The organism is Limnohabitans sp. (assembly GCF_038134685.1).
Lineage (GTDB): Bacteria > Pseudomonadota > Gammaproteobacteria > Burkholderiales > Burkholderiaceae_C > Limnohabitans_A.
This window is the reverse complement of sequence record NZ_JAYPVP010000020.1, coordinates 34,579-44,302: the sequence shown is the minus strand read 5'-3', so window position 1 is coordinate 44,302 and position 9,724 is coordinate 34,579. Positions and strand designations below refer to the sequence as shown.

Genomic DNA, 9,724 nt, shown 5'->3' with positions numbered 1-9,724 from the left:
CGTAAGCCAACAGATTTACAGTCTGCCCCCTTTAGCCACTCGGGCACCCCTCCGGGAAGCGAGCCTCAGATTATGCCACCTTTTTGAGGCACTTCACAAGTCTGATCGACTTTTTCACCAATCAATGGCTTTCAAACCCTTTGCCTGCAGAAAACGGTTCGCCAGCAGGAAGTGCTCGCAACCCAAGAAAGGCTGAGGCGGCCGCAGCGCGGACAAGGGTGAAGGGTGGTTTGCCTGCAGCACCAGATGGCGCCCATCGGGCGCGGCACGCTCAATCAGACTGCGCTTGGCTTGCGCATGTCCACCCCAGAGCATGAACACGGCAGGCTGCGAGCGCGCAGCGACCAAGCCCACCAAAGTATCGGTCAACACCTCCCAGCCCCACCGGGCGTGGCTGGCCGCCCGCCCTTCTTCGACGGTGAGCGTGGTGTTGAGCAGCAAAACACCCTGATGAGCCCACCGCACCAAGGAGCCATCCGCAGGCAACGCCCCCCCCAGACTGCGGTGCAATTCCTTGAACATGTTGCGCAAGCTGGGGGGAATCTTGACTCCGGGAGCCACCGAAAACGCCAAGCCCTCGGCTTGGCCCGGCCCATGGTACGGGTCTTGCCCAAGGATGAGCACTCGCACATCATTGAGCGCCGTCAGCGTCAAGGCCCGAAAAGGCTCCGTGGGGTACACCACGGTGCCAGCCGCCAATGCCGCCTGCAAGCGGGTCGACAAGGTCTGCCCCGAGGGGGAAGCAAGAAAATCCCGCACAGGCTCACCCCACCCGCCGGACAAAGCCGCCACATCGGGCGGCCACTGGCTTAGGCGCGCTGCCAAAGCTGACGTTGCAGCCCGGGATTGACCCGGCTCGTCCCAGTCAAACCCTTGCTGTGTCATCAGGCAAACAGCTGCGCCAGCGCCAATCCAGGCTCCTTGGCACGCATGAAGGCCTCGCCCACCAGGAAGGCATGCACATTCGCGTCACGCATGCGCTGCACATCTTCACGCGCCAGAATGCCGCTCTCGGTCACCAGCAGACGGTCCTTGGGCACATCGGGCAACATGTCCAGCGTGGTCTGCAGACTGACATCGAAGGTGCGCAGGTTGCGGTTATTGATGCCCACCAGACGGGTCTTGAGCTTGAGCGCCCGCTCCAGTTCCGCGCGGTCATGCACCTCGACCAGTACCGCCATGTCCAGGCTGCGGGCCACAGCTTCCAGATCAGCCATCTGCGCATCGTCCAAGCAGGCGGCAATCAACAAGATGCAATCAGCTCCTACGACTCGCGCTTCATAGACTTGATAAGGATCCACCATGAAGTCCTTGCGCAAGACCGGCAAGTCACAACTGGCACGCGCTTGCTTGAGGTAGTCGTTGCAACCCTGAAAAAACTGCTGGTCCGTCAGCACCGAAAGGCAGGCCGCATTGACCTTGCCATCGCCTTCGGCGTAGCTTTGCGCGATGTCGGCCGGGATGAAGTCTTCGCGCAACACACCCTTGGACGGACTGGCTTTCTTGACCTCGGCAATCACTGCGGCCTGGCCTGCCGCAATCTTGGCGCGCAAAGCACCTTCGAAATCGCGCGTGAGCACGCGGCTTTCCGCGTCGGCGCGCATGGCGGCCAGGGATTTCTTTTTCAGGCCCGCAGCGATTTCTTCGCGTTTGACGGCCACGATCTTGTTGAGAATGTCACTCATCTTGTTTTTCCTGTTGCACCGGCACGCCGGATTTGAGCACCTTCACAAACACCCGGTGCATGACGATGCCCGCCACCAGAAACAGCGCTGAAATGCCCAGCGCAATCCAGGTGCCTTCGTCTTGCCAGATGGCATTCATCTTCAAGCCGCCTGCGTGAAGGCAGCAAACTGGGCCAACTTGGCTTTGGCCGCACCGCTGGCCAAAGCTTCACGCGCACGCTCAATGCCTTCGGCAATGCTGCTGGCCACATTGGCGGCGTACAGCGCCGCGCCCGCATTGAGCACCACGATATCGCGTGGGGCGCCGGCCACATTGTCGAGCACGCCGCGCAGCATGGCCATGGATTGTTCGGGCGTTTCCACGCGCAAGGCGCGGTTGCTGGCCATGGTCATGCCAAAGTCTTCGGGATGGATTTCGTGCTCACGAATTTCACCGTCCTTGAGCTCGCCCACCAGGGTCGATGCACCCAGGCTGATTTCATCCATGCCATCGCGGCCATAGACCACCACCGCATGCTCGGCACCCAGACGTTGCAAGGCACGCACCTGAATGCCGACCAGATCAGGGTGAAACACGCCCATGAGGATGTTGGGGGCCCCTGCCGGGTTGGTCAGGGGCCCCAGGATGTTGAACATGGTGCGCACGCCCAATTCCTTGCGCATCGGTGCCACGTTCTTCATGGCGGGGTGGTGGTTGGGCGCGAACATGAAACCAATACCCGTTTGCGCCACCGAAGCGGCAATCCGCTCAGGCGGCAGGTTGATGTTGACACCCAGCGCTTCGAGCACATCGGCGCTGCCGGACTTGCTGCTGACGCTGCGCCCGCCATGCTTGGCTGTTTTGGCACCAGCTGCCGCAGCCACGAACATGGCGCAAGTGGAAATATTGAAGGTGTGCGAGCCATCGCCGCCTGTACCCACAATGTCCACCAGGTGCTGGCGGTCTGCAATGTCCACCTTGGTCGAGAACTCGCGCATCACCTCGGCCGCCGCGGTGATCTCGCCAATCGTTTCTTTCTTGACGCGCAAGCCGGTCACGATGGCCGCCGTCATCACGGGGGACATCTCGCCACTCATGATCAGGCGCATGAGGTGCAGCATTTCGTCGTGGAAAATTTCGCGGTGGTCAATCACGCGTTGCAACGCTTCTTGTGGGGTGATCGTCATGTCGGCCTCCGGTATTCAGCGCACAAGGAAATTTTTGAGCATGGCATGCCCGTGCTCAGTCAGGATGGACTCAGGGTGGAACTGCACCCCTTCGATGTCGAGCTCGGTGTGGCGCACACCCATGATCTCGCCATCATCGGTCCAGGCCGTGACCTTCAGGCAGGCCGGGCAAGAGGCGCGCTCGATGGCCAGCGAGTGGTAGCGGTTGACGGTGAACTGCCGGGGCAACCCCGCAAACACGCCCTCTTGCGTGGTGGTGATGACGCTGGTTTTGCCGTGCATCTGCTCTTGAGCCCGCACAATCTTGCCACCCAAGGCCGCGCCAATGCTCTGATGCCCCAGGCACACGCCCAGGATTGGCAACTTGCCAGCAAAGTGCTGGATGGCAGCCACCGAAATACCCGCTTCAGCAGGTGAGCAGGGGCCGGGCGAGATCACCAGCCGGTCAGGCTTGCGGGCTGCGATGCCTTCGAGCGTGATCTCGTCGTTGCGGAACACTTCGACGTCCGCACCCAGTTCGCCAAAGTACTGCACGATGTTGTAGGTAAACGAGTCGTAGTTGTCCACCATGAGGAGTTTGACACGGCTCATTGCAGACCCTCCTCGACCATTTCGCTGGCGCGCAACACGGCGCGGGCCTTGTGTTCCGTTTCTTTCCATTCCAGCTCGGGCACCGAGTCGGCCACCACACCGGCTGCGGCCTGCACATGCAGCATGCCGTCCTTGATGACGCCGGTGCGAATCGCAATCGCCACATCCATGTCGCCCGCATAGCTAATGTAGCCACAAGCACCGCCATAGGCTCCGCGCTTGACGGGTTCGAGCTGGTCAATCAGCTCCATGGCATGCACCTTGGGCGCGCCGCTCAGGGTACCTGCCGGGAAGGAGGCTTTGAGCACATCCATGCTGGTGAGCTCGGGCTTGAGCAGGCCCTCTACATTGCTGACGATATGCATCACGTGGCTGTAACGCTCCACCGCAAAAGCCTCGGTGACCTTGACGCTGCCGATTTGCGCGATGCGGCCAATGTCGTTGCGCGCCAGGTCGATCAGCATCACGTGTTCCGCGCGCTCTTTGGGGTCGGCCAGTAACTCCTGCTCGACAGCCTTATCGGCCTCGGGCGTAGCGCCACGCGGACGGGTGCCCGCCAGCGGACGAATGGTGACTTTCTGCCCTGCCGGTGTGTGCTCCTGGCGCACCAGGATTTCGGGGGATGCCCCCACCACATGGGCATCGTCCAGGTGGTAGTAATACATGTAGGGGCTGGGGTTGAGCGTGCGCAGGGCGCGGTACAGGCTCAGCGGGCTTTGCGCAAAGGGCTTGCTGATGCGCTGTCCCATCACGATCTGCATGAAGTCACCCGCGCGGATCAGGCCCTTTGCGCGCTCCACAGCAGCCATGAAATCCTCTTTCGCGTAATCACGCTGTTCTTGCGATTTGGCGCCGGGCAACATAGGCGGCACCTGTACAGGCACTCGCAAGCGGGCCTTGAGTTCGGCCAAGCGCGCTTGCGCACGAGCATAGGCTTGTGGCTCGCCGGGGTCGGCATAAACAATCAAGGACAGCTTGCCCGTCAGGTTGTCGATTACGGCCAGCTCTTCGCATTGCAGCAGGTGAATGTCGGGCATGCCAATGGTGTCGGGCGGGCAGCTGTGGGCCAGTTTCTTTTCGATATGGCGCACCGTGTCATAACCAAAATAACCCGCCAAGCCGCCGCAAAAACGCGGCATGCCAGGCTGCAGCGCGACTTTGAAGCGCTTTTGGTAGGCTTCTATAAAGTCCAGCGGGTTGCCGTGGTGTGTCTCGATCACAGCACCATCGCGCAGCACATCGGTTTTGGCCTGCCCGCCGAAACCGCTGGCCTTGAGCGCCACGCGTGCGGGCAAACCGATGAAGCTGTAGCGCCCGAAGCGCTCACCGCCCACCACGGATTCCAGCAAGAAGCTGTTGCGCCCCTGGTCTTGCACATGGGCCAGCTTCAGATACAAGGACAAAGGGGTTTCGAGGTCGGCAAAGGCCTCTTGCATCAAGGGGATGCGGTTGTAGCCTTCAGTGGCCAGCTTTTGAAATTCAGACTCGGTGATCATGGACATCTGCCTTGGTCAACGCCTGACAGTACAGGCGGCTCATTCATCCGGTGCTCCAGAACATTGGAGCGCATGGGGGCGCACAGCGCCAGAAAAGATCAATCAGGCTGGCTGACGCCAGGGCCAGGCTCCCCGGCCAAATGCACAAATGCGGGCCGACAGGCTGACTGCTTGGGATGAAAGAGGCATGCACAACATGATGGCGTCAAGTTTAGCGCAAAGCCAGGCAGGGTCCGATCTGATCGAGCCGATCCAGCCAGGCCAGCGCTGGGGTTTGCCGAATGTCCTGCCCATGGTTGTAGCCATAGGTCATGAGCACGAGCGACAAACCCGCTGCATTCGCAGCCTGCGCATCATTGACCGAGTCACCCACCATCAAGGTATGCGCAGGGTCGGTACGCAGCGCTTCGCACGCCTTGAGCAAGGGCAAGGGATCGGGTTTCTTGCGCTCGAAACTGTCACCACCATAAACCACTGCAAAGGCATCCGCCAGACCCAGCTTGTCCAGCAGGTCTTGCGCAAAAGCGACAGGCTTGTTGGTGACACAGGCCATGCGCAGCCCTTGGTTGCGCAGCAGGGCTAAGCCTTCGGTCACACCTGGATAGGCCTGTGCAAACTGACCATTGATGTCACGGTAATGCTGCTGGTAGGCGGCCCAGACGCGGGGGTAGTACGCATCCACCGTCAGCGCCGGACAGGCGCAGCCCACGCCCTTGACGGCATCTTGCGACAGCTGGTGAGCAAGCACGCTGCGGATCAGGTGCTCCGAGCCCTTGCCCACCGCTCGCTCAACCCACTCGGGTGCCAACGCAGGCCAACCCATCTCGGCCATGCAGCGATTGAGGGCGACCGTGAAATCGCCCAAGGTGTCGACCAGGGTGCCATCCAGATCCAGCACCGCCGCCTGCGCGCGCATGCTCACTTGAGGGCGGCGCGCATCTGATCAATCACGCCCTTGTAATCAGGCTTGCCGAAAATGGCGCTGCCCGCCACAAAGGTATCTGCGCCAGCATCGGCCACGCGGCGGATGTTTTCTGCCTTGATGCCGCCATCGACTTCCAGGCGGATATCGCGGCCGCTGCGCTCAATCCATTTGCGGGCTTGTTCTACTTTGCGCAGGGCTGAATCAATGAAGCTTTGCCCCCCAAAGCCTGGGTTGACACTCATGATCAGGATCAGGTCGATGTCGTCAATCGTCCACTCCAACACATCCAGCGGCTCCGCCGGGTTGAACACCAGACCGGCTTTGACCCCTTTGCTTTTGATGGCTTGTACGCTGCGGTGGACATGCGCGCTGGCGTCAGGGTGAAAGCTGATCAGGTCAGCGCCCGCCTCGGCAAATGACGCGGCCAGGGCATCGACCGGCGAGATCATGAGGTGCACATCGATCGGCACAGTCTCGCCTGCGGTTTTTTTGGCATGTGGTTTGAGAGCCTGACACACCATGGGGCCGAAGGTCAGGTTGGGCACGTAATGATTGTCCATCACGTCAAAGTGGATCCAGTCCGCGCCAGCGGCAATCACGTTGCGCACTTCTTCGCCCAGGCGGGCAAAGTCGGCAGACAGGATGGAGGGGGCAATGCGGTAAGTGGTACTCATGTGCATATTGTCGCAGTTGCAGCGGTTAAGCTAGCGCCTATGGGTGAATTTGAGCTGATCGACCGATACTTCAAACAAGCCGCCACACAAGGCCGCGCCGTGTTGGGCATTGGGGACGATTGCGCGTTGTGGCGCCCTACCCCGGGTCAAGATCTGGCTGTGTCGTGCGACATGCTGGTACAGGGGCGTCATTTCCTGCCCGATGCCGATCCCCGCGGCCTGGGTCACAAGGCACTGGCCGTCAACCTCAGCGACCTGGCCGCCTGCGGCGCCACACCGCGCGCCTTTTTGCTGGCCATGGCTTTGCCTGCGGCCAACGAAACCTGGCTGGCTGCATTTTCTGCCGGCATGCTGGCGTTGGCCCAAGCCCACGACTGCGAACTCATTGGCGGAGACACCACCTCGGGCCCTTTGAATCTGAGCATCACCGTCATGGGCGAAGTTCCCACGGGGCAGGCGTTGCTGCGCAGTGCAGCCCAAGTGGGCGACGATATTTATGTCAGCGGTCATTTGGGCGATGCGCGTCTGGCCCTGGAAGCGCGGCTTGGTCGCATTCAATTGCCCGCTGGTGTTCTGGCGTTTTGCGCTGAACGCCTGGACACGCCCTCGCCCCGTGTTGCCCTCGGTATCGTTTTGCGCGGCATCGCCCATGCCTGCGCCGACATCAGCGATGGCTTGCTCGGTGATCTGGGTCACATCCTCAAAGCCAGCAAGGTCGGGGCCGAGCTGGATGTAGAGGTCATTCGCACGCTGTGTGCGAGCGCGCATTCAGTTGCCTTGCCCGCTGACGTGCTCAACACCTGCACCTTGACGGGTGGTGACGACTACGAGCTGGTCTTCACCGCACCCGTACAAGCCCGCACTGCAGTTGCCCAAGCAGCACTTGACAGTCAAACGCGCGTCACATGCATTGGCACCATCACCGCTTCAGGTGTCGTCCTGCGCGACCGCGAGCAACTGCTGGATGCTGCGACCTTTTCGTCATTTGACCACTTTGCTTGACCATGACCATCCGTCCCACACCTGCATTTTTATGGCGTCACCCTGCCCACTGGCTGGCCTTGGGTTTTGGCTCCGGGCTCTCACCCAAAGCGCCCGGCACCGTGGGCACGCTGTTGGGCTGGCTGACCTGGTGGCCCTTGTCACTGTGGCTGAACCCCTTGCAGCAAGGTGTACTGATCGCCCTTGCAACGGTAGTGGGCTGGTGGGCCTGCAAAGTAACCGCAGAGCATTTGCAAATGAGCGATCCCGGCGCGATCGTTTGGGATGAAATTGTGGCCATCTGGCTGGTGCTCTGGGCACTTGGCCCCTTGTCTTTAGGCATGCAGCTGCTCGCCTTTGCTTTGTTCCGGTTTTTTGATGCCGTCAAACCTGGCCCTGTGGCCTGGGCTGACCAACGCTTCAAAGGCGATGGATGGCAAGGCGCCTTTGGCATCATGGTCGATGATTTTGTCGCCGCGGCATGCACGCTGCTGTGTCTGGGTGCCGTGCTTTGGGCGTTCAAATGAATGGACTGCTGGACGCCTTGGCCGCTGCCCTGCAAACTCGGCAATGGACGCTTTGCACCGCTGAAAGCTGCACGGGCGGTTTGATTGCAGCCACCTGCACTGAGTTGAGCGGTTCGAGTGTCTGGTTCGATCGCGGCTTCGTGACTTATTCCAACGCCGCCAAAACGCAGATGCTGGGTGTACCCGCATCGCTGATTACCCAGCACGGTTCGGTGAGCGAAGCCGTGGCGAAAGCCATGGCCGAAGGTGCCGTTCGGCAGTCCGGTTGCCAAGTTTCAGTAGCTGTGACGGGCATTGCCGGACCCACTGGCGGCAGCCCGGAAAAACCCGTCGGAACGGTCTGGATCGCCTGGCACGTTCATGACCAGACCGAAACCGCCCATCATGTGTTCAGCGGAGACCGCCAACAAGTGCGCAACAGCACGGTGCTACACGCGGTGCAAGGCTTGCTGGACAGACTGTCCAAACCCCAACAAGAAGCCTGACGCAACACCTAGAAATGCAAAAAGCCCGCTGATTCAGCGGGCTTTTTTGATTGGTTGCGGGGGCCGGATTTGAACCAACGACCTTTGGGTTATGAGCCCAACGAGCTACCAGACTGCTCCACCCCGCGGTAAGACGTAAATTATACCTTATTCTGCAGCGGGTGCTTCAGAAATTTCGGGCCGATCCACCAATTCCACCAGCGCCATGGGTGCGTTGTCACCCACACGGAAGCCCATCTTCAGGATGCGGGTGTAGCCACCGGGGCGCTTGGCGAAGCGGGGGCCCAGATCAGCAAACAGTTTGGTGACGCTGTCGCGGCTGCGCAGGCGGTTGAAGGCCAGACGCTTGTTGGCCACAGAGTCTTCCTTGGCCAGGGTGATCATGGGTTCGATCACGCGGCGCAGTTCCTTGGCTTTGGGCACAGTGGTTTTGATGACTTCGTGCTCGATGAGCGAGTTCATCATGTTGCGCAGCATGGCGAGGCGGTGCTCGCTGGTGCGGTTGAGTTTGCGAAGGCCGTGACCGTGACGCATGGTGCTTTCCTTTCTTTATTAAACAGGCAGCCGTATCAGGTACTGCCCGTGCACACCCCGGAATGGTTCCGGGAACTTTGTATTATCGCTTATCCAGACCAGCTGGCGGCCAGGCTTCAAGCTTCATGCCCAAAGTCAGACCACGAGAAGCCAGGACTTCCTTGATTTCGTTGAGCGACTTGCGACCCAGGTTGGGGGTCTTGAGCAACTCGTTCTCGGTGCGCTGGATGAGGTCACCGATGTAGTAAATGTTTTCGGCCTTGAGGCAGTTGGCAGAGCGAACGGTGAGTTCGAGCTCGTCCACAGGACGCAGCAAGATCGGGTCAAAGTTGCCAGCACCGCCACGTTGAGCGGGTTGGTCGAAAGCAGACAGTTCGCCACCTTCGAGCTGTGCGAACACAGCCAGTTGTTCCACCAGGATCTTGGCCGAAGCGCGCACAGCGTCTTCAGCGGTGATGGCACCGTTGGTTTCGATCTCGAGCACCAGCTTGTCCAGGTCGGTACGCTGCTCCACACGAGCGCTTTCCACGGTGTAGCTCACACGCTTGACCGGAGAGAACGATGCGTCCAGAACGATGCGACCCAAGGATTTGGTCGGCTCATCGCCGTAGCGACGCATGGTACCGGGCACATAACCACGGCCTTTTTCGACCTTGATC

At 60.5% G+C, this 9,724-nt stretch carries 13 protein-coding genes and 1 tRNA gene; 3 read left to right on the top strand and 11 right to left on the bottom strand.

What is annotated here, in order from left to right:
* Nucleotides 1-114 precede the first annotated feature (114 nt).
* The 8 genes from AAFM15_RS09380 to rpe all read right to left on the bottom strand — a co-directional run bounded on the left by AAFM15_RS09380 (nucleotide 115) and on the right by rpe (nucleotide 6,538).
* The gene (locus AAFM15_RS09380) at nucleotides 115-885 is read right to left on the bottom strand and encodes a uracil-DNA glycosylase (protein ID WP_371833101.1); all 771 of its coding nucleotides are present in this window, start codon (nucleotides 883-885) and stop codon (nucleotides 115-117) included.
* A complete protein-coding gene (gene trpC / locus AAFM15_RS09375) occupies nucleotides 885-1,685 on the bottom strand; it encodes an indole-3-glycerol phosphate synthase TrpC (RefSeq protein WP_341686450.1) in 801 nt (266 codons plus the stop codon). Before trpC ends, AAFM15_RS09380 begins: the two co-directional genes overlap by 1 nt.
* Complete coding sequence (locus AAFM15_RS09370) at nucleotides 1,678-1,824, bottom strand: hypothetical protein (protein WP_341686449.1); 147 nt, start codon at nucleotides 1,822-1,824, stop codon at nucleotides 1,678-1,680. Before AAFM15_RS09370 ends, trpC begins: the two co-directional genes overlap by 8 nt.
* A 2-nt stretch (nucleotides 1,825-1,826) precedes the next feature.
* On the bottom strand, nucleotides 1,827-2,852 hold the full coding sequence (gene trpD / locus AAFM15_RS09365) for an anthranilate phosphoribosyltransferase (protein WP_341686448.1): 1,026 nt from the start codon (nucleotides 2,850-2,852) through the stop codon (nucleotides 1,827-1,829).
* 15 nt (nucleotides 2,853-2,867) lie between these two features.
* Nucleotides 2,868-3,443, bottom strand: coding sequence for an aminodeoxychorismate/anthranilate synthase component II (locus AAFM15_RS09360; RefSeq protein ID WP_341686447.1), 576 nt, complete (start codon nucleotides 3,441-3,443; stop codon nucleotides 2,868-2,870).
* Nucleotides 3,440-4,939: an anthranilate synthase component I gene (gene trpE, locus AAFM15_RS09355; RefSeq protein ID WP_341686453.1), complete on the bottom strand. Its 1,500-nt coding sequence runs from the start codon at nucleotides 4,937-4,939 to the stop codon at nucleotides 3,440-3,442. Before trpE ends, AAFM15_RS09360 begins: the two co-directional genes overlap by 4 nt.
* A 211-nt stretch (nucleotides 4,940-5,150) precedes the next feature.
* Nucleotides 5,151-5,855, bottom strand: coding sequence for a phosphoglycolate phosphatase (gph, locus tag AAFM15_RS09350; protein WP_341686446.1), 705 nt, complete (start codon nucleotides 5,853-5,855; stop codon nucleotides 5,151-5,153).
* Nucleotides 5,856-5,857: 2 nt separating this feature from the next.
* Nucleotides 5,858-6,538, bottom strand: a complete 681-nt coding sequence (gene rpe / locus AAFM15_RS09345) for a ribulose-phosphate 3-epimerase (RefSeq protein WP_341686445.1) — start codon at nucleotides 6,536-6,538, stop codon at nucleotides 5,858-5,860.
* A 39-nt stretch (nucleotides 6,539-6,577) separates the two neighbouring features.
* Here rpe and thiL point away from each other — a divergent pair, with 39 nt between their 5' ends.
* The 3 genes from thiL to AAFM15_RS09330 are packed head-to-tail and all read left to right on the top strand — an operon-like array spanning nucleotide 6,578 to nucleotide 8,531.
* On the top strand, nucleotides 6,578-7,540 hold the full coding sequence (gene thiL, locus AAFM15_RS09340) for a thiamine-phosphate kinase (protein ID WP_341686444.1): 963 nt from the start codon (nucleotides 6,578-6,580) through the stop codon (nucleotides 7,538-7,540).
* Nucleotides 7,541-7,542: 2 nt separating this feature from the next.
* Entirely contained in the window at nucleotides 7,543-8,046 is a 504-nt protein-coding gene (locus tag AAFM15_RS09335) for a phosphatidylglycerophosphatase A (RefSeq protein WP_341686443.1), read from the top strand.
* Nucleotides 8,043-8,531: a CinA family protein gene (locus AAFM15_RS09330; protein WP_341686442.1), complete on the top strand. Its 489-nt coding sequence runs from the start codon at nucleotides 8,043-8,045 to the stop codon at nucleotides 8,529-8,531. The genes AAFM15_RS09335 and AAFM15_RS09330 overlap by 4 nt, the downstream gene beginning before the upstream one ends.
* A gap of 51 nt (nucleotides 8,532-8,582) precedes the next feature.
* Here AAFM15_RS09330 and AAFM15_RS09325 read toward each other — a convergent pair.
* The 3 genes from AAFM15_RS09325 to AAFM15_RS09315 form a co-directional block, all read right to left on the bottom strand.
* Nucleotides 8,583-8,659, bottom strand: a tRNA-Met gene (locus AAFM15_RS09325).
* A gap of 19 nt (nucleotides 8,660-8,678) precedes the next feature.
* Entirely contained in the window at nucleotides 8,679-9,065 is a 387-nt protein-coding gene (gene rplQ / locus AAFM15_RS09320; protein ID WP_341686441.1) for a 50S ribosomal protein L17, read from the bottom strand.
* A gap of 82 nt (nucleotides 9,066-9,147) precedes the next feature.
* The coding region (locus AAFM15_RS09315; RefSeq protein WP_341686440.1) for a DNA-directed RNA polymerase subunit alpha at nucleotides 9,148-9,724 on the bottom strand (577 nt) is incomplete at its 5' end.